General features: G+C 31.1%; 26 protein-coding genes and 1 riboswitch. All 26 genes read right to left on the bottom strand.

The window, feature by feature from the left end; translation table 11 throughout:
- Positions 1 to 79: 79 nt before the first annotated feature.
- Positions 80 to 1138: a flagellar hook-basal body complex protein gene (locus B2P65_RS15555; RefSeq protein ID WP_346847891.1), complete on the bottom strand. Its 1059-nt coding sequence runs from the start codon at positions 1136 to 1138 to the stop codon at positions 80 to 82.
- A 43-nt stretch (positions 1139 to 1181) separates the two neighbouring features.
- Positions 1182 to 1886, bottom strand: coding sequence for a flagellar hook capping FlgD N-terminal domain-containing protein (locus B2P65_RS15550; RefSeq protein ID WP_346847890.1), 705 nt, complete (start codon positions 1884 to 1886; stop codon positions 1182 to 1184).
- An 11-nt stretch (positions 1887 to 1897) separates the two neighbouring features.
- The gene (locus tag B2P65_RS15545; protein ID WP_346880489.1) at positions 1898 to 3226 is read right to left on the bottom strand and encodes a flagellar hook-length control protein FliK; all 1329 of its coding nucleotides are present in this window, start codon (positions 3224 to 3226) and stop codon (positions 1898 to 1900) included.
- Between the two features lie 5 nt (positions 3227 to 3231).
- A complete protein-coding gene (gene fliJ, locus B2P65_RS15540) occupies positions 3232 to 3672 on the bottom strand; it encodes a flagellar export protein FliJ (protein WP_346880487.1) in 441 nt (146 codons plus the stop codon).
- A 14-nt stretch (positions 3673 to 3686) separates the two neighbouring features.
- Positions 3687 to 4994, bottom strand: a complete 1308-nt coding sequence (fliI, locus tag B2P65_RS15535; RefSeq protein WP_346880486.1) for a flagellar protein export ATPase FliI — start codon at positions 4992 to 4994, stop codon at positions 3687 to 3689.
- 14 nt (positions 4995 to 5008) lie between these two features.
- Positions 5009 to 5776 carry a FliH/SctL family protein gene (locus B2P65_RS15530; protein WP_346847887.1) on the bottom strand — a complete coding sequence of 256 codons (768 nt, stop codon included), beginning with the start codon at positions 5774 to 5776 and terminating at the stop codon, positions 5009 to 5011.
- Positions 5760 to 6773 (bottom strand): flagellar motor switch protein FliG, encoded by a 1014-nt coding sequence (gene fliG, locus B2P65_RS15525; protein WP_346847886.1) that lies wholly within the window; start codon positions 6771 to 6773, stop codon positions 5760 to 5762. Before fliG ends, B2P65_RS15530 begins: the two co-directional genes overlap by 17 nt.
- Before the next feature lie 2 nt (positions 6774 to 6775).
- Positions 6776 to 8347, bottom strand: a complete 1572-nt coding sequence (gene fliF, locus B2P65_RS15520) for a flagellar basal-body MS-ring/collar protein FliF (RefSeq protein ID WP_346847885.1) — start codon at positions 8345 to 8347, stop codon at positions 6776 to 6778.
- 16 nt (positions 8348 to 8363) lie between these two features.
- Positions 8364 to 8684 (bottom strand): flagellar hook-basal body complex protein FliE, encoded by a 321-nt coding sequence (fliE, locus tag B2P65_RS15515; protein WP_346847884.1) that lies wholly within the window; start codon positions 8682 to 8684, stop codon positions 8364 to 8366.
- Positions 8685 to 8703: 19 nt separating this feature from the next.
- Positions 8704 to 9135, bottom strand: a complete 432-nt coding sequence (gene flgC, locus B2P65_RS15510; protein WP_084178021.1) for a flagellar basal body rod protein FlgC — start codon at positions 9133 to 9135, stop codon at positions 8704 to 8706.
- A 2-nt stretch (positions 9136 to 9137) separates the two neighbouring features.
- The gene (gene flgB, locus B2P65_RS15505; protein ID WP_346847883.1) at positions 9138 to 9518 is read right to left on the bottom strand and encodes a flagellar basal body rod protein FlgB; all 381 of its coding nucleotides are present in this window, start codon (positions 9516 to 9518) and stop codon (positions 9138 to 9140) included.
- Between the two features lie 413 nt (positions 9519 to 9931).
- Positions 9932 to 10014, bottom strand: a riboswitch (cyclic di-GMP riboswitch).
- A gap of 111 nt (positions 10015 to 10125) precedes the next feature.
- The gene (locus tag B2P65_RS15500; protein ID WP_346847882.1) at positions 10126 to 10971 is read right to left on the bottom strand and encodes a flagellin; all 846 of its coding nucleotides are present in this window, start codon (positions 10969 to 10971) and stop codon (positions 10126 to 10128) included.
- A gap of 134 nt (positions 10972 to 11105) precedes the next feature.
- Entirely contained in the window at positions 11106 to 12851 is a 1746-nt protein-coding gene (locus B2P65_RS15495) for a methyl-accepting chemotaxis protein (protein ID WP_346880485.1), read from the bottom strand.
- Between the two features lie 162 nt (positions 12852 to 13013).
- Complete coding sequence (locus B2P65_RS15490; protein ID WP_346880484.1) at positions 13014 to 13832, bottom strand: EFR1 family ferrodoxin; 819 nt, start codon at positions 13830 to 13832, stop codon at positions 13014 to 13016.
- 89 nt (positions 13833 to 13921) lie between these two features.
- Complete coding sequence (locus tag B2P65_RS15485) at positions 13922 to 14620, bottom strand: acylneuraminate cytidylyltransferase family protein (RefSeq protein WP_346880483.1); 699 nt, start codon at positions 14618 to 14620, stop codon at positions 13922 to 13924.
- A 15-nt stretch (positions 14621 to 14635) separates the two neighbouring features.
- On the bottom strand, positions 14636 to 15805 hold the full coding sequence (gene neuC / locus B2P65_RS15480) for a UDP-N-acetylglucosamine 2-epimerase (protein ID WP_346880482.1): 1170 nt from the start codon (positions 15803 to 15805) through the stop codon (positions 14636 to 14638).
- Positions 15799 to 16797 carry an N-acetylneuraminate synthase gene (gene neuB / locus B2P65_RS15475; RefSeq protein WP_346880481.1) on the bottom strand — a complete coding sequence of 333 codons (999 nt, stop codon included), beginning with the start codon at positions 16795 to 16797 and terminating at the stop codon, positions 15799 to 15801. Before neuB ends, neuC begins: the two co-directional genes overlap by 7 nt.
- On the bottom strand, positions 16790 to 17425 hold the full coding sequence (locus B2P65_RS15470) for an acetyltransferase (protein ID WP_346880480.1): 636 nt from the start codon (positions 17423 to 17425) through the stop codon (positions 16790 to 16792). The genes neuB and B2P65_RS15470 overlap by 8 nt, the downstream gene beginning before the upstream one ends.
- On the bottom strand, positions 17425 to 18477 hold the full coding sequence (locus tag B2P65_RS15465; protein ID WP_346880479.1) for a nucleotidyltransferase family protein: 1053 nt from the start codon (positions 18475 to 18477) through the stop codon (positions 17425 to 17427). The genes B2P65_RS15470 and B2P65_RS15465 overlap by 1 nt, the downstream gene beginning before the upstream one ends.
- A gap of 29 nt (positions 18478 to 18506) precedes the next feature.
- Positions 18507 to 19670 (bottom strand): LegC family aminotransferase, encoded by a 1164-nt coding sequence (locus tag B2P65_RS15460; RefSeq protein WP_346880478.1) that lies wholly within the window; start codon positions 19668 to 19670, stop codon positions 18507 to 18509.
- A gap of 18 nt (positions 19671 to 19688) precedes the next feature.
- Positions 19689 to 20678 (bottom strand): NAD-dependent 4,6-dehydratase LegB, encoded by a 990-nt coding sequence (locus tag B2P65_RS15455; protein WP_346880477.1) that lies wholly within the window; start codon positions 20676 to 20678, stop codon positions 19689 to 19691.
- A gap of 13 nt (positions 20679 to 20691) precedes the next feature.
- The gene (locus B2P65_RS15450) at positions 20692 to 20991 is read right to left on the bottom strand and encodes a hypothetical protein (protein WP_346847873.1); all 300 of its coding nucleotides are present in this window, start codon (positions 20989 to 20991) and stop codon (positions 20692 to 20694) included.
- Entirely contained in the window at positions 20981 to 22792 is a 1812-nt protein-coding gene (locus B2P65_RS15445) for a motility associated factor glycosyltransferase family protein (RefSeq protein WP_346880476.1), read from the bottom strand. Before B2P65_RS15445 ends, B2P65_RS15450 begins: the two co-directional genes overlap by 11 nt.
- A gap of 121 nt (positions 22793 to 22913) precedes the next feature.
- Positions 22914 to 23753 carry a flagellin gene (locus B2P65_RS15440; RefSeq protein ID WP_346880475.1) on the bottom strand — a complete coding sequence of 280 codons (840 nt, stop codon included), beginning with the start codon at positions 23751 to 23753 and terminating at the stop codon, positions 22914 to 22916.
- 189 nt (positions 23754 to 23942) lie between these two features.
- On the bottom strand, positions 23943 to 24272 hold the full coding sequence (locus B2P65_RS15435; RefSeq protein ID WP_346880474.1) for a hypothetical protein: 330 nt from the start codon (positions 24270 to 24272) through the stop codon (positions 23943 to 23945).
- 6 nt (positions 24273 to 24278) lie between these two features.
- A partial coding sequence (gene fliD, locus B2P65_RS15430; RefSeq protein ID WP_346880473.1) for a flagellar filament capping protein FliD occupies positions 24279 to 26248 on the bottom strand: 1970 nt, incomplete at its 5' end.

The raw sequence follows: 26248 nt of genomic DNA, 5'->3' as shown, positions 1-26248 counted from the left end.
ATAGTAAATTTACTTAAGCTAAGATCAATATAAACACTGTCTTAGCCTAAGGAAAATCACATTTACATATTTAAATAGATTATCTTTTTAAATTTACAAGTTCTTGTAATATTTCATCTGCAGTTGTGATGATTTTACCGCAAGCTTGGAAAGAACGAGTTGCAACTATCATATCTGTAAACTGTGCAGATAAATCAACATTTGACATCTCTAAGAATCCATTTAGAATTTTTCCATATGCCTTTCCATTATCTTCTCTTACACCTAAAGCAGCTTCATTATTATATTTTCCAACTCTAGCTAATGGATTACCTGAGTTTGCTGAAGGAGTATACAGATTATTTCCTATTTTTTCAAGACCTTCATTGTTGGTAAATGATGCCATGGCAACTTGTCCAAGAACAGTAGTACTACCATCAGCAAGGACAGCCTTAATTAATCCATCATTTTCTATAGAGAAACCTTGAATTCTAACATCTTCTCTTCTTCCTGTTGGATTTCCACCAGCATCTACTTCTGGATTTCCATCTTTATCAGTTACTAGCTTAGAAACAGTCTCTGGTATTTTAAGTGCTACTAATTCATTTTGATTAGCATTTAAGTTTTCAGATTCTCCATCTACATAATTAACTATTCCACCTAATGGAGATGTTGCTGTTCCATCACTTATAGCATAACCCATAATTCTATATCCATTAGAATTCAGAAGATTTCCCTTACTATCTACCTTAAATGAACCATCTCTTGTATAAAAACTCTCTAAAGTCGTAGATTCCATACTTTGATCTGGATTAACTGTTATTGTGCCATTTTCTTTTCCTTTAGCTACTATAAAATATCCTGTTCCATCTACAGCTACATCATAAGGTCTTCCTGTTGGTTGCAGACTTCCTTGAGCCATATTTGTTACTATACTTTGTATAGAAACTCCCATACCAACTCTAGAAGGGTTAACTCCTCCTAAGTTTAATCCTGGACCTGATGCTCCCTTATAACTTTGATACATACTATCTTGAAAAGTAACTGAAGATGATTTAAAGGAAGTAGTTCCTGAGTTAGCCACGTTATTTCCTATTACATCTAACTTTTTTTGATTTGCTCCTAAACCTGATATCCCTGAGTACATTGAATTTAACATATTATACTATCCCTCCGATTCTCTATTTTTTAATATAATTTTATTAACCTTTTACTCCAATTACAGAGTCAAATAAGTAATCTCTAATTTCTATTTTTCCATCAACTTCAACTTCAACCTTAAGCTTGATGCCTTCTGCATCCCTATATACTTCTAGAACTTTCCCTGTAATACTCTTAGGCTTTACTGGCTTTTCTTCTTCCTTGCCATCTTCCTTAGGCTTTTCTACAGATGTATCTGCTGGTAGTGCTATTTCAACAATTTTACCCATCAATGTTACTGCATTAGAGAAGGTTAAGTTATCCATATTGGGATCTCCTGAATCAATGACATCTGTAACTTGGCTATATTCATAATCTGTATATTTTCCATCTACACCTTCCACAGTAACATAAACGTCTCCCTTATGTTTATACACAGCCCTAACTACGCCACACTGAGGTACTCCATTAGCATCTAAGGCATCTAAGGCTACAAATTTTCCAGTTAATCCTTGCGCAGAAGAAAGAGTCATTGTAGAATTTAATGAACTCATCTGTTCAAGGGTTGTAAATTGAGCTAACTGTGAGACATATGCAGTAGTATCTTGTGATTGAGTTGGATCCTGATTAGAAAGCTCAGCAGCTAATATTTTAAAGAAGGAATTTTTGTCAAGCTCTGCCCCTGGTTTTACAATAGGTGTGCCATTTTCCGTTTTATTTCCCAAAACTTCTGATGTTACTTTTGTATTATGGGTTGATATTGCCATTTCATCATCTCCTAAACTAGTAAATCTATCTCATTAGAGGATTTCACATTAGCTTCAGATATAACATCCTCTTCAACTATATTCACCTCTGAACCTTGTCTACCATTTTCACTTCCTCTTTGTCCACCATTTTCATATGCTTTGCCTTGGCTATTTTCATGGGCATAATAGGTAGTATCCTCTTCATACAGTCCTATATCTACTGATTGTATTTTTATGTTGTTTCCATTTAACTTTTCATTTATGTCTTTAAGTCCTAAAGCTAACATCTCTACAGTTTCCTTTGATGTAGCCTTAATCATTGCCTTTAAAGCACCTTGTTCCATACTTACAGATATGGATATTTCACCTAACTCTTTAGGATAAATCTTTACAGTTAAATCCTTAACCCCATTTTTATCCATGTATGATAAAGCTTTTATCACATCATTATTAAGATCACTCTTTGTAATAGCTATAGGCTTTTCACTAGATACTTCTCCTGATTTTTGTACACTATTTTCAAAGTATGACATAAAATCAGCAGCTCTTGTAACCTTTGAATCCTTCTCTTCACCATTAATTACTTTATTCAAAATAGCTGTTTCCTTTGAAAACTTACTATCTTTACTACTACTTTCTTCATTATTTTCTACTCTAGCTACTACACTACTTTTTTCTATAACATTAGCTTCCAGTTCTATTCTTCTAGGTATATTTAAAGGCTCCTCTTCTTTATTAGCATCTTTCATTGAAACTATTTTTTGTAACTGACTTATTAGATCATCATTATCTATACCTTCTTCTGCTGTTAATAGTTTCATAAGACTTTCACTACTATTGTCTAGCTCAGTAATATCTTCATTAATTAAAGTTAATAACTCTGTAAGTTTATTTTTCATGTCACTACTAATTGATGCTTCCCTTAATAATTCTAATAGGCCATTTGCCTTTTTTTCACTTCCTAAAAGGTCTATTAAAGGTTGTAGTTCCACTTTACCTTCATTTCCACTGATAAGATCAGAAGAAACCATTTCATCCTTAGGAGTATCCTCCTTATTCAAAAGAGTTATTATTAGATTTATTAGTGACTGCATATCTTCTGAGGTAATTAGCTTTTCATCTTCATGAATTTCCTCAGAGCTCACTATGTAATCCTTCGAAGGCTCTTTAACTTTTTCTTGCTTAATAGAATTTACTGATTTAGTTTTAGAGCTTTCATTATCTGTACTGTAGTTTTTAAGTTCCTTGGAAAATTCCTTATTAGAATATCCTTTATTTCCTTCAGATTTTTTAACTTTAACACTAGTACTACTACCTTTATACAGGTCATTTCCAACACTAAATTGTGCCATTTCCATCAAATTTATCGCCTCCCACACTCACGTATAAATCCATAAAGTGCAAATTCATCATTTTGAATTTGTTCTATTCGATTTTCTTCTTTTATAAATGCTGCCTGATCCTTATCTTTTAATATGCCTACAATCTTTTTATTTACTTGAGCAGTAACTAATTCCTTCCTAGTGAGCGTCACTCTTTCTTCATCAGTTTTAAGCTTTTCTTGTGTAATATCAATAGTACTATTTAATAGATTTAAATAATGATGTTGAATTTTTCTTTCAGTTACACTCATGTTATTATTCACAGTAGAGTATCTTTGGAAACTATCCTCTAGACTTTTAAGTTCTTCTTCTACCCTGTTCTTTTCCCTTAGGGCCTCCATAAAAACTATTTTTTTACCATCTTCTTCTTTTTCTCTTAAATCCAATAACCTTTGTAATTTAAATTTATAAGTTTGTCCCAAAATTTACACCACCTTTATTTAAACATATTAATAAGCATGTCTTTACTAGCTTCAATTTCGCAACCTTCTTTTATTTCTTGAGTTAAAAATCCATTTATACTATCTATATACTCAATGGCCATATCTATTTTAGAATTACTTCCCTTTACATAAGCTCCTAGATTTATTAAATCTTCTGCTTCTTTATAAGAGGCCATTAAATCTCTAGCAAGTGAGGCAGCCTTTATATGGATTTCCTCTGCAATTTCTGGCATAAGTCTAGATACACTTTTAAGTACATCTATGGCTGGATAATGATTTTTAGTAGCTAGATCACGGCTTAAGACAATATGTCCATCTAAAATACCTCTTACCGCATCTGCAATGGGTTCATTAAAGTCATCTCCATCAACAAGGACTGTATAAAAAGCTGTAATAGACCCTTTGTCAGACATACCGCTACGCTCAAGAAGTTTAGGTAACATTGCAAAAACCGAAGGAGTATATCCTTTAGTAGCTGGAGGCTCTCCTATGGCAAGACCAATTTCCCTTTGTGCCATAGCAAAACGGGTTACTGAATCCATCATAAGAATAACCTTTAATCCTTTATCTCTAAAGTATTCCGCAATGGCTGTAGCAGTAAACGCACCCTTTAGCCTAACAAGAGCTGGTTGATCAGATGTAGCACATACTACTACAGATTTCTTTAACCCTTCTGGACCTAGATCCTTTTCTATAAAATCTAAAACCTCTCTACCTCTTTCTCCTATTAGGGATATTACATTTACATCAGCCTTAGCTTCTCTAGCAATCATTCCAAGAGTAGTACTTTTTCCTACCCCTGAACCAGCAAAGATACCAATCCTTTGTCCTTCACCACAAGTAAGAAATCCATCAATGGCTCTTACCCCTGTAGGAAGAACTTCTTTAATCCTTCTTCTCTTCAATGGGTCTGGTGGCATAGCTTCCAAGGGATAATTCTTATAAAGGGACAATTCCTTTTCATCTAAAGGATTTCCAATTCCATCTAAAACTCTTCCTAAAAGTTCATCTGAACACTTTATACTTAACTGCTTTCCTGTTCTCTCTACTCTGCATCCAGGAGATATCCCTATTAGGTTTCCAAGGGGCATAAGAATCAAATTTCCATCTTTAAAACCTACTACTTCACAGACTATAGTTTTATTTTCCTCATTATATATGTGGAAAATTTCCCCTACAAAACCCTTAACTCCTTTTACTTCAATGGTAAGACCTATAATGTTTTTAACTACGCCTTCCATATGATTAAAATTTGTTTTACTAATACTTTTTTCAATGTCTCCTATATTCAAATTAATCATAATACCATCTTCCTCTATGCTTCCATGAGAATTTCCTTTAGTTTCTCTATGCTCCCCTTAATAGTAAAGGTGGTTTTTCCATCATCCTTTTCAACAACTAAGGTTCCATAATCTAAATAATTATCCTGTAAAACCACAACTTCTCCTCTGATGCCCATACTATGCTTGAATTCTTCTATCTTTGTCTCTATTTCTTCTAAATAGTTAGGTGCTACCCTTATAATTATCATCTTGGCATTTTTCTCTTCAGATAGGATGTTGAAAAGTAATCCATTTAGTGCTTCCTTATTTTCCAACTCTTTTTTAAGCATATTTTCTACGGCATTTACAATAATTTTTCTAATGCCAATTTCCTTAGACTTAAGAAATTTATCATACTCTTCCTTAGCTTGATAAAGAATAAAATTTGCATTTTGAATTATTTCTTCACCTTTTTTTACTCCTTCATCATAAGCCTTGTCATATCCTTCTTTATAACCAATACTATGGCCTTCTTCATAACCCTTATTAAATCCATCTTCCTTGGCTTCATATAAGATCTCTTCTACTTTTTCATTTGCATTTGCAAGAATAGCTTCCCCTTCTTTATGGGCATTTTCAACTATTTCTTCACCCTTTTTCTTTAGTTTTAGATACTCCTCCATACTCCTAGGATTAGTATCCTCAAGCTCTATAGTCTCCTCTACTATGGGAGCTGGCTCTATATAAAAGTCTGTATCTATTGCCTTGGTTCCACTTTCACATACATTAACACTTTTTATTACCCTATAAGATGAGTGCATCGTCTCCACCTCTTACAATTGTTATTTCTCCAGCTTCATCTAGTCTTCTAATTAAAGCAACAATTTTTTGTTGAGCTTTTTCAACATCCATAAGTCTTACAGGTCCTAAGAATTCCATATCTTCTTTCAATGTAGCTGCTGCACGTTTTGAAAGGTTTCTTGATATAGTTTCTATTACTTGTTCTGAAGTACCCTTTAGAGCCATACATAGCTCCTTATTATCAACCTCACGTAAAATTCTTTGAATTTCCACATCATTGATAGTAATAATATCCTCAAATACAAACATAGATTCCTTAACTTTATCTGCAAGTTCCATATCTTCCCTTTCAAGACCTTCTGTAATGTTTTTCTCTGTAGTCCTATCAACTTGGTTAAGTATATTAACTAAAGATTGAACTCCTCCTATAACACTACTTTCACTAGTAACCACTGAAGATAACTTACTATTTAATACCTCTTCAATTTCCTTCACTACCACCGGATATATATTACTCATAGTAGCAACTCTAAAAGCAACTTCACTCTGTAATTCAGATGGAAGTGCAGACATTATCTGTCCCGCTTTGTCCGGCTGTAGATGACAAAGTATTAATGCTATAGTCTGAGGATGTTCTCCTGAAATTACATTCATAAGCTGAGTTGCATCGGCTTTTCTAGCAATAGAAAAAGGTCTAAACTGCTGTGAAAACTCTGTAACTCTCTCTAGAATATCGTTGGCCTTTTGAGTTCCTAAAGCTTTAGATAAAACGCTTCTAGCATACTCTACTCCACCTTCAAGAATATAATCCTTAGCCTTATTTAATTCCATAAATTCATCTAAAACAGCTTGTCTGTCCTCAGCTTTAACCGATGACATATTAGCAATCTCATAGGTTATCTTTTGTATATCTCTTTCATTTAATCTTTTTATTATTGCTGCAGATGCATCTGGTCCCAAAGAGATAAATAATATTGCTGCCTTTTGAATACCTGTAAATTTTTCTGTTTTAGCCATTACTATCTCCCTTCTTCATCAGTCATCCATGATTTTATAATATCCGCTACCTGTTCAGGTTTCTTTTCTGCATATTTTTTAACTTCTTTCATGATCTTTTCTCTTTCAGTTTCTGCTTCTAAATCTAAATCTTTGTATAAATCCGCCACTGTTTCTAAAGTTTCATCTCCTATAACTACATCTAGCCCTTCTATAGCCTCTTCATCTTCTTCATCATCTTCTTTTCTCTTACTTCTAATAATAGAAACAACTACAATAATAAGTATAAGTGCTATAACTGCTCCTACTCCTAAAGCAATAAGCTTAATCCTTCTAGATTTTGCTTCGGCTTCCTTCATAGCGTTAATTTCTTCTTCAGCTTGTGTTTTATAATCATCATTAAAGGCTAAACTTTCAACTGAAATTCCATCACCTCGTGCCTCATTAAAACCAATGGCATCAGATACTAAATTTTTTATAGTATTCTTAGTTGCATTATCCATATCTCCATTTACAACAACAGATGTGGTAATTCTCTCCACTTGACCTGGTGCCTTGACAACTGTTTCTTCACTCTTAGTATTATTAAAATTTCTTGTTTCTTCCGAATAGCCTGCTTTTTCAGTATCTTTTTCTGCATCTTGCTCATTAGTCATATTATTATCTACAGTACTTCCTGAAGTATTTTCAGTACCCTTACTATTGTCTTTAATAATATGCTCACTTACTACTGCGGATCCCTTTGGATCATATGTAACATTATTCTGCTTTACAGCGTCAAAATTGAGCTGTGCATTTACAGATACTTTTACATTATCTTTATATATTGGTTCTAATACATTTAAGATTTTCTTTTCATATTCTTTCTCAACTTTTTTAGTTGAATCAATTTGATTTTCTGTACTAGTAGCCTGGGTTCCTTTTTCATTATCAAACAAACCTTCCGTTAATAACTTTAGATTGTCTGATACTATTGTAACGTCTTCCTTATCTAAGTTTTCCACACTACCTGTTACTAAGTGTACAATAGCTTTAACTTGCTCAGGTGAAAGTTCATTTCCTGGCACTAACTTTACCGTTACTGAAGCACTAGCAGGAGTTGGTTTAGTTACAAAGGCTGAGTTGGTTGGTAAAACTAAGTTTACTTTTGCAGCCTCAACTTCTTCAAAACCCTTTATAGTTCTTTCAAGTTCTCCAGAAAGTGCTCTTTGATACATTATTCTTGATTCTTCATCTGTGGCCCCAATGCTACCCTTATCAAAAAGTTCGAAGCCTTGGCTTCCTTCTGTTATTTGAACCTCTGACAGCATTTCCATTCTCAGTTTATCTACTTGAGACTTTTCAACTAAAATGGAATTTCCTTCTATTTTATACTTAGTTCCTTTGCCCTCTAGATTGGCTATAATCTTTCCTGAATCTTGGGAATCCATATTTGAAAATAAAACTGTATACTTTGGTTTAAGTGATACATAAAGTAGTGTTCCTACTGCTATAAAAGTCACCACCGCAATTATCACTAAAGCTATCTTTCTAGTTTTCGACATGGAATTCCACTTATCTTTTATCTTCTTCATTAGCTCCGATAGCTTACTCATCTAATCCTTACCCCCATTATACTTGCATATTATTAAATTCCTTATAAGCATCAACTAGCTTATTTCTTATTTGAATAGCAAGCTCTAGGGACATAGATGCCTCTTCTGTAGCTAATACTACTTCATGGATACTTTTTTCTCCTGCAATATATCCTGTTACATTGTTATCTGCTTCAACTTGTAGATCGTTGACCTTTTGCAATTCATCCTTTATAACAGCTGCAAATCCTGTGCCACTCGAAGTGCTATTCTCTTCAGTATCCTTTTCTTTTACCCCATAAATTTCCCTTAGCTCATTTTGAAAAATTGTTGCATTTGGTATGTAATTGTTCATCATAAAGTACTACTCCCATCTTTTATTTACCTATTTCTAAAGTTTTTAAAAACATACTTTTTTGTGCGTTCATTGCATTGACATTGGCTTCATAAGCTCTACTTGATGCTATTAACTCCACCATTTCATTGGAGATATTTACATTTGGCATAGTTACAAATCCTTCTTCATCTGCATCTGGATGACTTGGATTATATACTTTAATAAGTTCTGATTCATCATCTACAATGCCAACTGCTTTAACCCCATTTAACTTGTCCTCTACTTTTCCATTGCTTTTATTGTAGGCTTCCTTTAAGTTCTCTTGAAACATCGCAATTTTTCTTACATAAGGTTTCCCATCTTTTCCTCTAGTAGTTCCTGCATTAACAATATTAGAAGAGATAGTATCCATTCTTAATCTTTCTGCAGTAAGACCACTAGCTGAAATTCTCATTCCTCTAAATGCCTCCACTTTTAGTTTCCTCCTTTTATAACTCTACTTGTACTATTTAGCTTTCCACTGGCAAATCTAACTAAAGATTCATACATCATAGTATTAGCAGCTTGACTTGTCATTTCTGTTTCAATATCCACATTATTTCCATCTTCTCGCATAGATGCACTGTCATCTCTTTTAACTTGTACATCTTTGCTTTCAATGCCTATATGTTTTTCATTTGTAGTTTTTAAATTACCATTAGCTGTTGATTCTTCCATCACTTGTTCAAAGGGAACATAATATCTCTTATAGTTTTTTATATTTACATTTGCAATATTATTAGCAATAACTTTATTCGCCTCAACAGTTACATTCATAGATTTTTTTAATAATCCATATACTTCATTTTGTGACATTTTATACCTCCATTTTCTACTAAAACATACTTGATGTTTATAAATTAGACATAAATACTTAAATCCCTTCTTTTTTTTGTTAGTTATACGATTTTTTATTTATTTTATACACTTTAAACTTACTTTAAATAGAAATAAATCTACAAAATTCATCATTAGTAAAAAATAGCATGGTAAAGATTGAATAATATGGTTGCATGTAATTTTATGTAAAACACTCATTGTAAAACATAAACCTGGGTAATCATTTACAATATGGTATATTTTATAAAGCCAATTGCAACTTTTATATGAAAAACTATAAATTTTATATAAAAAAAGCTACTCAAAAAGAGTAGCTTTTAATTACAACAAGGTTAAAATAAAAATATTATTTACTTCTATAATACCTAAAACAAAAAGTATACTTACTCTTTGGCAACTGGCTGGCATACCCTTAGGCTTAGCCCCTATAGCTTTGCGTCACTAACTTTCGTCAATTTTGCCTATTTAATTTTTTCACATATCTGCATTATATACTATATTTTTCTTCCATTCAACCTTTTAAACGTAAATTATTTACTTTTTACTTAAAATACCTTATTTACTACACGAAATTACTTTTTCTCTACCTATTAGGATATACATTGCTCAATATTTGTAGAATATCCTGTGGAAATTCATTACTTTGAGCCATCATAGCCATACCCGATTCCACTAAAATTGAGTTTTTAGCATATTCAACCATTTCTAGCGCTATATCAGTACCAGTAATTTCACCTTCTGCCCCTTCAACCTTACCTACTATTTCACTGGTATAATCTGCAGTAGACTCCATTCTATTACTTAGAGCTCCATACTTTCCTCTTCCAGAATTCAGCTTATCTATAGCATAATCTAAGCGTTCTAACCCATCATTCATATTCTCCACACTTATTTTATTGCTACCGTCAGCATTCACAAGTCCCAGTCCTGTAGATGTTAAATTATATGTTGGCAGTTTAGTTACATAATCACTAGTTGCTCCAATAAGTAGATCCACTGTATCACCTGGATTATTTTTATCGGCTAACAGCTTTACACCATTCATCTCCGTATTATTAGCAGTATAAGTTATATGTTCTAGATTCTGATCTATTTCCTTTTGAATAACTGCTCTATCTTCCGGCGTAGTTGCTCCTCCAGCTTGAACCATAAGTTCTCTAGCCCTTTGCAAGGATTCACTTATACTTTGCATACCACCATCCATGGTTTGCATAAGACTTACACTATCTTGAATATTTCTAGTGGCCATTTGAAGACCTCTAATCTCTAACTTCAACTTATCACTCTTAGCCTTAGCATTAGGATCATCTCTATAGGTCTGTATCTTATTACCTGAACTAATACTACCATAAGCCTTAGACTGAGCTACTAAATTCTTAGTATAGCTATTAAATATCCTCATAGCGGACATATTTCTACTTAATCTCATTATCTCACTCCCTATGGGGGTAAACCCCACTAAACTTTTTATATTTTTATTATCGAAGTATAGTGTATATACTTTAGTTAATAAATATGAGCTATATTGAAAAAATTTCCACAGGGTCTGACCCCGTGGAATATTTATACTGTAAATTTATTGATAATACCTTGTAGTTCATCTATAATATTTACCAATCCTTCACTACCATTGGCTATTTCTTCGATACTTGCTGATTGTTCTTCTATAGCTGCTGAAGCTTCCTCAGTTCCTGCTGCATTTTCTTCTGCTATAGCAGATAAATTTTGCATTAAGTCTACAAGATTTTCTTTATTTTCATTCATTTTTTCTGATGATTCATTAAGCTTATCTATAACATTATTAGTTATTTCTATAGAATTTGATATTCTATGAAATTTTTCTTCAGTTTTTTCTACACTTTCAGATTGGGAATCAATTATCCCTTTTACTTCTTTCATTCTATTTACTGCATTTTCAGATTTTAATTTTAACTCTTCTATTACAGTTTTGATTTCTCCTGTAAAATTATTAGATTCTTCAGCAAGTTTTCTTATCTCTTCTGCTACTACGGCAAAACCTCTTCCATGTTCGCCTGCTCTTGCTGCTTCAATAGCTGCATTCAAAGCAAGTAGATTTGTTTGTTCCGATATAGACTGAATCATTGTACTTGCCTTTTCTATCTTTTCTGCACTTTCGTTATTACTTAATATAATTTCATACACCTGTTTAGAAGCATTATTACTTTCTCCCGTTTTTAATACTAAATCTTTTAATATAATAAAACCTTCTTCTTTTTCCTTTTCTATATCCTTTGCTGCGTTATTTAATTCCTCTGTATATTCTTTATTCTCTTCTAGTAAACTACCCATTTCTTCTACACTTAAAGCTGCTTCTCCTGTATCTTGAGCTTGGCTACTTGCTCCACTAGCTATATTTTCTATAGTTCTTGATATTTCTTCAGAAGCTATGGCTGATTGTTCTGCTGTTGCTGTTAGTTCCTGGGAAGTTGCCACTACCTTTTCTGCACCTTCTGAAGTTTTTATAACAAAGTCTCTTACATTGTCCTCCATAACCTTCAGAGAATTTGCCATAATTCCTACTTCATTTTTCCTTTTCATATATTTTAATGTTTCATCTTTTTCATTAAACTTAAAGTCTAAATTTGACTGTTTTTTTATAGTATTAGTTAAAGCAACTATAGGTTTTGTAATTGATGCCCCTAAGCTATAGCTTATAGCAACAGATATAAGTAGTCCAATAACAATTACTATAACTACCGATTTTATGGTAGATAATACACCTTCATTATATATATCTAAAATTGATTCTACAGATTTTCCAACATAATAAATACCAATGACTTCATTATTATCACCAAAAATAGGTGCATATTTTGTCATATACTTTTCACCTAATATATCAGCTTCTCCAAAATATTCATTCCCCTTTGAAATCTCTTCATAGGCTTTACCACTAGCATCCAATTTTGTTCCAATAATTCGTTCCCCTTTATCATCTCTAATTGTGGTCAAAACTCTCACATAATCATCACCAGACTTAGCAAAGACAGTAGCAAGTATATCCATACCTTCCGCTAATTCGTCAATAAACTCATAGTCACCATCAATGGGCTTACCATTAGAGTCTATAAGTTTCCCATCATCATTAAGACTTAATGTACCAAACTGTTCCTTAAGATAAATATCTAGCACACTATAACCTGAACCTATTGCATCTTCTGATTGTTTGTTTATAATATTTTTAGTAACACTAAATGACTTAAAAAGTCCCATAAACATCATAGATAACGAAATAATTATAATAATAGTAAGAATAATAGTAGTTATTTTCCATTTTAAGCTTTTCATAAGTTTAATCTCCTCTGTCACAAAATTTTAGCAATATATAATTAAAATTAATAATATTATCGATATTTAACATAATAACTTTATGGTTTTTTAAAAACTTTATCACATATAAAAAGCATTAATAGCTATTATTAGCCATTAATGCTTTTTACAATTATCTGTTTACAAAAATAATTCTGGTTCTTTTCTATGTATAAAATTTATTTCTAATTCTTCTTTATGCTTTAAATATCCAATATCATCAAAATACTTTGCTTCTACAGGACATTTTTTAATACATGCACAACATTTAATACAAATTCCATTAACTTTAGTCACATCTTCAAGCTCAACAGAGCCCATAGTACAAACACTAGCACAAAGTTTACAATCTATACAACTATCCTTAGTTTTGGGCTTCACCTTTCTTATATCAATAGGCTCTCCCTTTTCATCCCTAGGCATATAATAATTTCTATAAGGCTTTTGTCCTTTTATTAATAGATCCTGTCCATCTTCTCCAGCAGCAATTTTACTATATATTTTATCAGCAAAATTCCTAACTATATCCATATCCTTTTCATCAGGTCTATTCTTAGCTAAGGTTTTAGAAAAAGAATGTTGTCCTATAAATGCAGCCCCTGCAATAACCCTAAAGCCATCTAGTTCTAATATATCTCTTAACTCTATCAAAGCATCATCATAATTTCTATTTCCATAAACCACCACTGCGACAGTCAACGCACCATTACCCACAATAGAATTTAAATACCTTAAAAGCACATTAGGCACTCGCCCTGCATAAACTGGAACTCCTACAATAACAATATCATCCTTTGAAAAAGATACAGATTTCTCCCTTATCTTTGGTAAGGTAAAATCAATACTATTTATGCTTTCCTTTAGGTTCATAGCTTCCGAAAGTCCTTCTGCTATACCAGATATTACTTTCTTAGTTGTATCTGTAGCACTAAAATATAGTGTGTTTAGTTTATAATACAAATTTATCACCTCTTAATAAATGAAAGACCAGTATGAATATTCCATAGCATTATGATGAGTGATATTTGACCTCAACATAATTAGCTCAATTATATATTTTGGGCCATAATATATTCTGCAATTCTAAAATCTAGCTCTGTATCAATATCTATTGAGCTTTCTCTACTCATAATGTATGCTTTGCTTTTCTTTCCGTAGAAATCCCTTTCACTTAAATATTTTTCAACATTAGATATATATATTGAACCATTTATACGATAATACTTTTTGTCATCTTGCCTTCGAGTTGCACTGTTTTTATTTATAAAACCTTCTAAAGATAAACTATCACTCAATGTATTATATATACTTAAAGAATGTTCGGCCTCACAAACACTTACTACAGAATCTAATTTGTTTTCTATTAATAAATCTAATGATTTTTTTATGTCTAAAGCTTTTCTTAGGGGTGAAGTAGGTTGTAGTAACATAAAATAATCATATACTTTCCCTAACTCCTTTAATCTTTGAATGGTATACACAATCATATCTGTACTACTAGCTATGTCGCTAGCTAATTCATCTGGTCTTAAAAATGGTATACTTGCTCCATATCTTTTAGATACATTGGCATACTCTTCTGAATCAGTAGAAACAACTATATCGGTAAATATATCACTTTCAATAGCAGCTTCAATGGTATATGCTATTAATGGCTTATCATTTAATAATTTTATATTTTTATGCCTTAGCCCCTTAGAACCGCTTCTTGCAGGTATTATTGCTAAGATTCTTTTATTACTATACATTTATACCTTTACCTTTCACATCATATTTATATCGTAAAAAGTTTTTTTTAACTCTATCTCTTTGCTTAACGCTTTTTTTATTTCATATAGTATTTTGTTAGATGTATCTCCATCTCCATATGGATTTTCAATCTTTGATATTTTATCTTTAAATTCTTTACTTAGTCCTCTTTTTATTGCTTTAATAATATCACTTTTAATAGGGTCACAATTGATTACCGTTTTAGCTTGCAATCTTCCCTTTTGTCTATCACCAATATTTATAGTAGGGATATTAAAGGAAGGAGCTTCTATAATTCCACTAGATGAATTCCCTATTACCATACTACAATACTTCATAGCACTTAAATATTTTAGTTGTCCCATAGAAACAAAACCAATATATTTCTCTGGGTTTTTAGATATAAATTCATCTATCTTTCTATTTATTTTTCTCCCCTCATTATCAGAATTAGCTTTTGTAATTATAAATTTCATATCATCAAATTCTTCTAAAGCACCTAATAACTCTGTAATCTGTATCTCTGCTAATCCCTGTTCTAGTGTAACTGGATGAAATGTAACAAGCGCAAATTTTTTATTCAAAGTAAAATTTATACTTTTTTCTATTTCTTCCTTGGATAATAATTTTAATTCTTTAATATTTTCTATTCCTATAGCTCCAACATTGAAAACTCTATTAGGCTCTTCCCCTAACTGCATTACCCTCTTTCTATAACTTTCAGTACTTGTAAAATGAAGATAGCTCAGTTTAGTTATGCAGTGCCTAAATACATCATCCTGTGCCCCCTCAGTTATCTCTCCTCCATGTATATGTGCTATAGGAACATTAGCTACCATAGCTGAAATACTTGCAGCCAATATTTCATATCTATCACCAAGTACAATTACCATGTCAGGCTTAGTTCTATTAATATACTCACTAAAGCTAATAATAGCTAATCCCATTGCTTTTGAAGTAGCTACATGTGAATCTGAACTTAGTAATATTTCTATTTTTTCATCAATAACTATGCCATCTTCTTCAATCAATTTATATGTAAGTCCAAATTCTGTTGACATGTGCATTCCTGTAACAACTAATTTTAAATCTATCTCTTTATCATCTATTATTTTCATTATTAACGGCTTCAGTAATCCATATTCAGCTCTTGTTCCAGTAATCACACATATTCTTTTTACCATTGAATTAGATCATCCTTTCTATAATCTTTTTTAGAAACCATACCAATTATAGCGTGCCACATCTTGGGGTTTATTCCATTTGCAGGTCTCTTAACAGTTAAATTTTTTTCTGTGAAAACTTCACCGCATTTTATATCTACACTAGCAACGATACTTTTCCTTACTATCTTCTTATTTTCTTTTTCTACAGTGGTGGGATACTTGATTCCATCTCCAAGAGCCTTTTCTATATTTCTAATAGACTTAATCATCATCCTAAGCTCATCTGGATTTAAACTAGCTAAATGATCAGGTCCTTCCATAGTTTTATCAAGTGTAAAATGTTTCTCTATTACCTTTGCTCCCATTGCTACAGCTGCAATTGAAACCTCTATTCCTTCTGTATGATCAGAGTATCCAACATCAACCTTAAATGCTTCTTTTATTGTCTTCATTGCTTTCAAATTTACATCATTCATATCAGTAGGATAATCTGTATTACAATGTAATACAATAATTTCATTATTACCATTATTTCTTAGAGTGCTTAAAGCAAATTCTATGTCTGATAAATCACTCATTCCTGTAGATAAGATAATCTTTTTACCTGTTCTAGCTACCTTTTCAAGGTAAGGGACATTTTCTATTTCTCCAGACGGAATTTTAAATACTTCAATTCCCAAGTTATCTAAAAACTCTATACTTTCTATATCAAATGGTGATGATAAAAACATTATATGTCTCTTTTTACAATATTCCATCAACTCTCTATATTCAGCGTAATCCAATTCTAACTTTTTCAGCATTTCAAACTGTGAAGTCTCTTCGCTTAAATTTCTTACTTGATATTTAGCTTGTTTAGCATTCTTAGTCACTAAATTTTCCGCTTTAAAGGTTTGAAACTTAACTGCATCAGCTCCTGCTATTACTGCTTCATCTATTAACTTTTTTGCTACTTCAACACTTCCATTATGATTAACACCAGCTTCTGCAATAATAAATACCTTATTCATATTCTTTCCCCCTTGCTGGATTTCCATATACTTTAGATGCTTTATCTATTGAATTAATTACTACGGATCCTGCTCCAATTACAGTACTTTTGACTACACTTATTCCCTCAATAATAGTAGCATTTGTTCCTACATGACAATACTTTTCTATGGTCACTCCTCCGCTCAGAGTTGCTCCTGGAGCAATATGTACAAAATCTCCAACTAGGCAGTCATGCTCAACTATAGCTCCTGTATTTATAATAGCTTGTTTGCCTATTATAGCTTCTGTATTTACTATAGCACCTTTTCCTACAAAAGTTCCTTCACCTATACTACATTCTTCCGATACAATAGCCGTTTTATCTATTATAGCTGGAAATTTAAATCCTATTTTACTTAGCATATCATATAAAGTAATTCTTAATTTAGGATTTCCAATACTTCCAACTGTAATAAATGCATATTCAACACCTTGATTATGCATATCTTGTAATATATAATCCGTTCCAAGTATCTTAACATTAAGTATCTCCCCTTTGTCAACAGGATCTGTAATACCTACTATTTCAAATTCATTTTTACTTCTTATAGAGCCAATGACACTTTTACAGTGCCCTCCTCCACCTACTAATACAATCTTTTTCATTAACCTTCCTCTAATCTTTTCATCATTTCTTGCATTTCATCTGGTTGTCCCATATCCATCCAAGCTCTCTCTGTTATTGGATAAACTCCAACTTTCATTCCTTTATCCATACATTCTTTTGCTATATCAGGTAAGTGAATAAATGTGTCTTCCTTTATTAATTGTAGTGCCTCAGGCTCTATTATGTACATTCCTGTATTAGTTAAAAATGAATACTCAGGTTTTTCTACCATACTCTGTATATTTCCTTCACTATTTAAATTAACTACTCCATAAGGTATTACCATATTTTTAACTGCACATATCATAGTAATAAAGTTTTTATTTTCTTTATGATAATCATACATGGCTTCATAATCACTATCTATTAATATATCACAGTTAGATACAAAAAATGTGCTCTTTATTTTATCTTTAAGATAATAAAGACTTCCCCCAGTACCTAGTGGTTTATCTTCTTCTATATAATATATATTATAATTCTTAACTACTTCTTCAAAATATGCTTTAATCATATTTTTCTTATAATTAACGGTTAAATAATATTCATTACATCCAAATCCCTTAAATCTATTAATGATTCTTTCTACTATAGGTATATCACCAATAGGTATAAGAGGCTTAGGCAAAATTTTAGTGTAAGGATATAACCTAGTTCCTAACCCTCCAGCCATAATCACCACTGGTATATCTAATGAAGGCTTCTTCTCAACACTAGACATATCCAAGTCGTTCCAAAATATTATTGATTTTACTTCACCTTCAATACTAACTACAGGTATAGAACTAATTGAATATTTCTTCATAAGGCTTTTAGCTTTATATCTCTCTGTTTCTGTTATATATTTAGGCGAATAGTTAGCAATTTCTTTTATAGGTGCCGACAAATCCCCACTCTTTAAAATCCATCTTCTTATATCACCATCTGTAAGTACAGCCTTTAACTTATTATCTTCTGTTATAAGTAAAACCTGCTTGGCAGTTTTATCTAAAATCTTAGCAGCTTGTCTTATACTTATCTCTTCATTTATTATTATATCCTGAATATTCATAGCTATATCTCCCCATACTTAATAATGCTTTAAATACTATTCAAAACATTAATAACATAATTAACTTCTTCTTCTGTTAAATTGCTACTACATGGAATATTTATCACATTTTCTAAATAATAATTAGCTCTATCTATTTTATAAGCTCTTGATTCTCTATAAGGCTTTTGAGTATGAATTAAATTCCATATTGGTCTTACTTGTATATTTTTTTCTTTAAGATATGGAATAATCTTCTTAACATTTAATGGATATATATCATTCTTTATTAATAAAGAATAAAACCAATAATTGGGTTGTATATCTTTATTAAAATCAAGCATTGTTAATCCCTTAGTATTTTTCAATCCATTATTATATAACTCATAATTTCTTTTCTTAATTTCTATAAATTTATCTAATTGTTCTAATTGCGCAACCCCTAGTGCTGCTTGTAAATTAGTCATTCGATAATTATATCCTATCTCATCATGTGTATAGTAAAGTTCATCATCTTTAGCTTGAGTAGAGAGGTATTTTCCTTTTGCTAAAAGTTCCGGATGATTGGATACCATCATCCCACCTCCACCAGTGGTAATTATTTTATTTCCATTAAACGAGTACACCCCAAAATCACCTATAGTTCCTGCATACTTTCCAATATATCTTCCTGAAATGAATTTAGTTCCTAATGCTTCTGTTGCATCCTCTATAACTTTAAGATTATATTTTTGCGCAATATCCATTATCCTCTCTATATTTACACTATTACCAAAAACATGAACTACAATTATGGCTTTTATATGCTTCCTATTAAGCTTATTTATTAATTTCCCGCCAATAAATTCACACTCTTCTTCACAAAACATTTTTAATTTATTAGCATCCATTGTTAATGAATCATCACAATCCATAAATATAGGTTCTGCTCCAATATATCTAACAGGATTTACTGCTGCAATAAATGTCAATGTAGGAACTATAACTTCATCTCCAGCATCTACTCCACTTAAAATTAACGATAAATGAATACCAGCAGTTCCACTTTGACAAGCAACAGCAGATTCAATATTAAGATATTTAGCTATGCTATCCTCAAATTCATTTATATATGATCCACCAGTAGATACCCATTCTTTTTCTACTGCATCTACTACATACTTTAATTCATTTCCTTTTAAATTAGGTACTGAAAGCGGAATAAACTTCTTCACTTAGCCCATCTCCTTTAATTAAATATTATATATGTCGGCTTTATACTTTGCTAAGTTTTCTGGTTTTCTAAACCATTCTATAGTTTCTCTAATTCCTTCTTCGAAAGTATAACTAGGCGACCAATCTGTTAACTTCTTAATTTTTTCATTTGAACCTAATAATCTATTTACTTCACTTTTATCGGGTCTTAATCTTTGATCATCACATACTATTTTTGCATTTGGATTTATTTGTCTTATCATTTCCTCTGCTAATCTTCCTATGGATATTTCATCTTGAGTAGCTATGTTTATCTCTTCGCCTATGGTTCTATCTGATTTAGCAATTTCTATAAATCCTCTTGCTGTATCCTTAACAAAATTAAAGTCTCTTGTAGGCGTTAAAGAACCTAATTTTATTTCAGTTTCTCCAGATAATAATTGGGTAATTATTGTTGGAATAACAGCTCTAGCTGACTGTCTTGGGCCGTATGTATTAAATGGTCTAACAATAGAAATTGGCATATTAAAGCTTCTATAAAAAGATTCAGCTAACCTATCTGCACCTATCTTAGTTGCTGAATAAGGAGATTGACCCTGATATGGGTGCAATTCGTCTATAGGTACGTACTGGGCTGTTCCATAAACTTCTGACGTAGAAGTTACCAGTATCCTTTCAGTCTCCAAGTCTCTTGCAGCTTGTAGTACATTCAGAGTTCCTTTTATATTAGTATCAACATAAGAATCTGGTGAATGATAGCTAAAAGGAATTGCAATTAAGGCTGCAAGATGAAATACTTCATCTGCTCCTTTCATAGCTTCTCTAACCCCATTAGAATCTCTTATATCTCCCGTAAACACTTCAATTTCCTTTAACTTATCTTTAGACAATGTATCTAACCAGCCCCATGAATTAAATGAATTATAATATGTAAATGCCTTAACATCATAACCTTCTTCTAAAAGTGTTTCCGTAAGATGACTTCCAATAAATCCATCTGCTCCTGTTATTAATATCTTTTTACTCATCTAATACACCTCATTAACTTAATTGTTCTATAACTTTATTTATTTCTGGTATAATCTCATATTCAAACATATCACTCATTAAGATTAAATCATTGTTTTTTAGGGCTTCTAATATCTCTTTAAGAATTTCATTAAATTTTTCTATATTAATACAATTACTATTTAATTTTATAGCTTCTGTCATGAATATTTGTATATATTCAAGTATACTTTCAAACACTTGAGTATTTATTTTACCCCCATTGTTTCTTGTTTCTTCGTTATTTATACTAATAAGTTCTACTAAATTTTCTGCAAATTCCTTAATATTCACTGTAAGTTTCCCCTTTACATATAGATTTTCTTTCATTTTTTATATATTTTAATGCATACTCAGCTTCATTTAACAAGTTTGAATATAGTGTTTTACTTTTTTCATATATCTTCTTAGCCTTACTTAACTCCGTATCTTCATTTCCAATTTTATAATCTGGATTATATAAAACTATATTAATAGTATCTGCAAATAAATATTCTATAAATCTAATTTCTTTAGGTATTTCTCTTATAAATTCATCTGTTTCTTCTAATATCTTTAATGAGCTCTTTAATATTTTATGTTTACTAGTAAAATTATCATAATACTTTTCATTATGTTTTATAGCTTCTATTAATTTTATCTCTAACTCTTTTAAATAATTTATAGCACAATCAATTATATCTATAACTTTATCATCGCTTATACATCCAATCATATTTTCATAATTAACAGATATATGATTCTTATCTGTTACATTATCAAACATAACTTTATTATCCATAAATTCTTTAATCTGTGTTCCCTTAATATTTGCTCCGCCTTCTGTAGAATTAATAAATTCTATTTTAGGGTTTTCCTTAATAATTTCCTCAAATTCTTCTCTAAAAAAATTTAATGTCATACTTGTTCTTACCTTATTTCCATATATATCTTCAACATAAGGACTAAAGTTATCAGCTACCTTAGTGATATCTTCTTTATCTTTATACTTTTCTTGTACAAATTCAGCATTTTCTGCATGAACCTTATCATCTGTATAAGCTAAATCCTGACCTAAAAATATTATAGGATTACATCCCATATACATAGCTAATTTTGTACAAGTATGTGCAACAGATGAATGAGTAAAATTATAATTAGGACTTTCTAATATATCATTTATCCAAGGTGCATAAGGATAGAACACTCTATTTCCTTTATGTAATTTCAGAACCTTATTAGGCAAAATCTCTGAATGTACTAATGTTATTTCTTCTTTATTAATAACTTCGTCAACCAATTCATAAGATAATTCATGGGCATCTACTATAGATAGAAAATCTGCCTTTATTCCCTCTTCTATTAGAGTTCTCCAGGTTCTTCCTCCAGTAAAAATCACAGCTTTATCTTCAAACTGTTTAAGTTGACTTATATTTTTAGATAGTGATGGCCCTGCCGATACTATAACTGCTGGTCTACCACTATATGCATTTTTCATATTTACTATATTTTTGCTTTTACTTAAATATTTAAGATCAGAAATAGTAGATTCAAACCAAATCTTAGAAAAAAATATATTGGTGTTTCTATTGATAACTCTCCTTCTTGTTACGCTTCTAATAAGCTCATAAATTTTATGAATCTCTGTAGGATATGTATTTCTATAATTAGGGTATTCATAAACTACAAAGGACTTTAAAGCAATACTTCCAATATACATTTCTAAATACTTTAAATATTCATCCGTCATGGAAATTATTGCTATGTTTTCATACTTATTCTCTTTTCCATAGATATATTTATTATAAACCTCAATATTAGGTTCTATTATAATCAGCTTATTATCGTCTTTAATTAAAGGCTCTATTTCTTCTATGTACTCTCCAGCTCCTAATCCAATGACTATAATATGTTTATCCCCATTACTTAAAATAAAATCCTTTATACAATCTATATCCCTTTGAACAGAATATTTGCTTCCTAAATAAATACTTTTGCCATCAGTTAATATTTTTAGTATTTTTTTATTATCTCTACTTATTTCCTCACATACCTCATATTCTGTAGCTTTATCTATATTATTTTGTGTCAATTTATTAATAACTATATAAATCACTCCTTTTTACTGTCACTTTTCTATATATCACTATTATCGTTATTTCACACAAAAACTTAAATGCTCTACACAAAAAAGGCACCGATAAATCGGTACCTTTTATAAATAATTCAGTTCTAAATTATCTTAATAATTGAAGAACTCCTTGTGGTTGTTGGTTAGCTTGAGCAAGCATAGCTTGTGCAGCTTGTTGTAAAATGTTGTTTTTAGAGAAGTTCATCATTTCTTTAGCCATATCAACATCTCTAACTCTTGATTCTGCAGCTGTTAAGTTTTCTGATGAAGTGTTAACATTAGCAATTGTATGTTCTAATCTGTTTTGCATTGCTCCAAGCTTTGCTCTTTCACCAGATACTTTATCTATTGCAGTGTTGATAGTATCTATCATAGCTGTAATAGTTGAAGCATTTGTAGTTGTTGCTATTTTAATACTACTAGCATTAACTTTTAAAGCACTTGCATTCATTGTAGCAATTGTTAGTTTTACAGTTTGTTTTGAGTTAGCTCCAACTTGTAATATAACAGAACCTTTACCTGATGCTAAAGAACCAGTTAATAACCCTTTTTTGTTAAATTGAGTTTGGCTTGCTATTCTATTGATTTCATTTTGTAATTCTGTGATTTCTTTACCAATTTGTACTCTATCATCGCCGATGTTAGTATCATTAGTTGCTTGAACTGCTAATTCTCTCATTCTTTGAAGTATTGAATGAGTTTCATTTAAAGCACCTTCAGCTGTTTGAATTAAAGAAATACCATCTTGAGAGTTTCTTGAAGCTTGATCTAAACCTCTGATTTGTCCTCTCATTTTTTCAGAAATTGCAAGTCCTGCAGCGTCATCTCCAGCTCTGTTTATTCTTAAACCTGAAGATAATTTCTCCATAGATTTACCTGCTGAAGTAGTGTTGATTCCCATGTTTCTGTGTGCGTTTAACGCATTCATGTTGTGATTAATTATCATAATTAATTCCTCCTTGATTTTAACGGACATCCTTGTCCTTTTATATTTATAACTTCTTTGATAGAAGTATATAACTAGATATGTTTCTCATGAGTTTATTCTAATTTTATCTTCTAATATATTTATCGGTAGGTTCAAGATGAACTTTATACTTTTTTTTATTTTTTTATTAATTTTTCTTTTTTAATTTTATATCTCTTTATTTATAAAATTAATACCATTAAATTTATTTTCATATGTAAAAGCAGCCCTTTTACTTTTCTTTAATTGAAAGATCTCATCTTTTATTTTACTTCTTTCTTCATTAAGAATATTAAAAGCTTCTTTTTCCACAGTTAATAAATTTATTTCTTCTACTACTTTCTTTAATTCTTCTTTTTTTATATTCATACCGTTCATTTCTTCTATTATTTCTGTTCTCTCTTCTAGAAATTTATCCGCTTCTTCATCATTTTTTATAGCTTCAATAAACTTCTCTGTAATTTCTTTATACCTTAAAAGCAATTCTTTTAATTCCATAACATACTACATTCCTAATTGAGATGTAAGATAACTTTGTTGTGCATTAAGCTTATTCATCATAGATTCTATGGTTGCCCATTTAGAATATAGCTGCTGTTCTCTTTTAGCAAAATCCTTCTCCATATCTTCCATCTTTCTATCATATTTTTTTATAGCTTTTGTTATCTCACTATTAACCGATGAAGCTGAACCTTCTATACCAACTTTTTTAATTAAACTTGATGATATACTTACAGTTTCATTATATAGTATGCCTTTTAACCTTTGAGCAACGCCCGTTGATTTATTCTTTTCTAGAGCAGTTAAGCTATCATCTGATGGTGGAGTTGAAATAAATAATTTCATTACATCTTCTAAATTATTTTCTAAAGCATTAGTAAGTTTATCTTCATCAATAACAAAAGTTCCATTTTTAGTTCCTTGATAATCTGCCACTGGTTTAATACCAAACTTCTCTAAATTTCCATCTACTCCATCTACAAGACCTCTCATAGCACTCTTCATAGAATTTGCTATTCTTGATACATCAGAATCTTTATATAACTGTCCTTGCTTAACCTTTTCATTCCAAATTTTTATCTCATTCTCTGACATTTCTTTCTTTTGCTCATCTGTTAATGGCATATAGTTTTTATTTCTTTTTTCTAAAGTTAAGGTGTTAAGCTTTTCCATAAGCTTATTATAATCGTTAATAAAATTAACAAGCTTATCTTTTACCCCAGCAGCATCATTTTTACCATTTACACTTATCCCTTCTGCTGGTATTTCTCCTGTAAATTTAAAAGTCATTCCATCTAAAGTTAACGTATTTGAAATACCAGTATGGGTAAATACTCCACCTTTATCATCTTTTAATACTATTTCAGCGTCTGTGCCTTGTGATGACATTGTTGTACCATCTAATATACCTACATCAACTTTACCATCTGCTCCAGCTTTGGTAGAAGTAAATATAATCTTACTTGTATCAACTTCATCTAACTTAGCAGTTACCTTTATGTTTTGTTCTTTTAATACCTTATTTAAATATTCTACTTCTTGTCCATCAACTGCTTTAGATAAGTCAATAACATTTCCATTAATAGATATAGTTTTCCCTTTTATATCAGCTGCATTTAAAGTATTAGTAGTATAAGTAGCATTTATTCCACTAGTAAAAGTTCCAGTATTACCACTTATTTTGATATTAGGGTCTTCAACTTTACTTCCTAATACTGTGCTACTAAAAGTAATATTTCCACTATCATCAATTTCCGCAGTTAATTTTTTATCTTTCAATTTACTCTGTAATAATTTCTCTATATCATCATTAACATTTTCAGGTGTAATATCAATAGTTAATATTTCACCATTTATATTTATTTCGCCATTAGCATCTTTTAAATCCTGAACTGTAAAACCAGTTACAGTTGCAGCTGTTGCAGCTATTCCATCTACTACAGTTCCTACTAATGAACTTGTCCCACCTATTGTAAATGTACTATCCTTACCTAAAACTGTAGATTCAAAGATAAATCCACTTTGATTTCCAGCTTCTGTTCCTGCAAAATCACTATATCTAACCGATACATTCATTCCAGCAGTTTGTAATTCTTTATTTAAGTTTTCAGCCCTTGCTTTTGCTGTATCACCTTGTAGCGTAAATTCTTTTCCATTTATCACAAGGCTATTACCTGAATCTAGTCCCTCTGTCACTATTGCCTTAGCTGCTGTGGCTGCATTCCCTGTTACTGTGTAATTTCCCGGCTTTACATCACTACCACCAGTTACAGTTAACACATTCTCATTGGATGATTGAAATTTTACTGTTGACCAATTCTTGCTTAATAGTAAACTATCTGTTTTCGCAACATCAAAATACTTATCATAAAGTTCCTTAGACTCCTTAATTAAGTCTCTGTAAAGTTGTTGTTTTATCTCCATTATGTCTTTTTGTTGCTTCTGTTGTTGAATTTTAATTCTATAGGACTGCA

The sequence above is a fragment of the Clostridium sp. UBA3061 genome (genome assembly GCF_002367465.1).
GTDB classification, from domain to species: Bacteria; Bacillota; Clostridia; order Clostridiales; family Clostridiaceae; genus Clostridium_J; species Clostridium_J sulfidigenes.
Note: the sequence above shows the minus strand (reverse complement) of the source record. Positions and strands in the feature narration are given on the sequence as shown.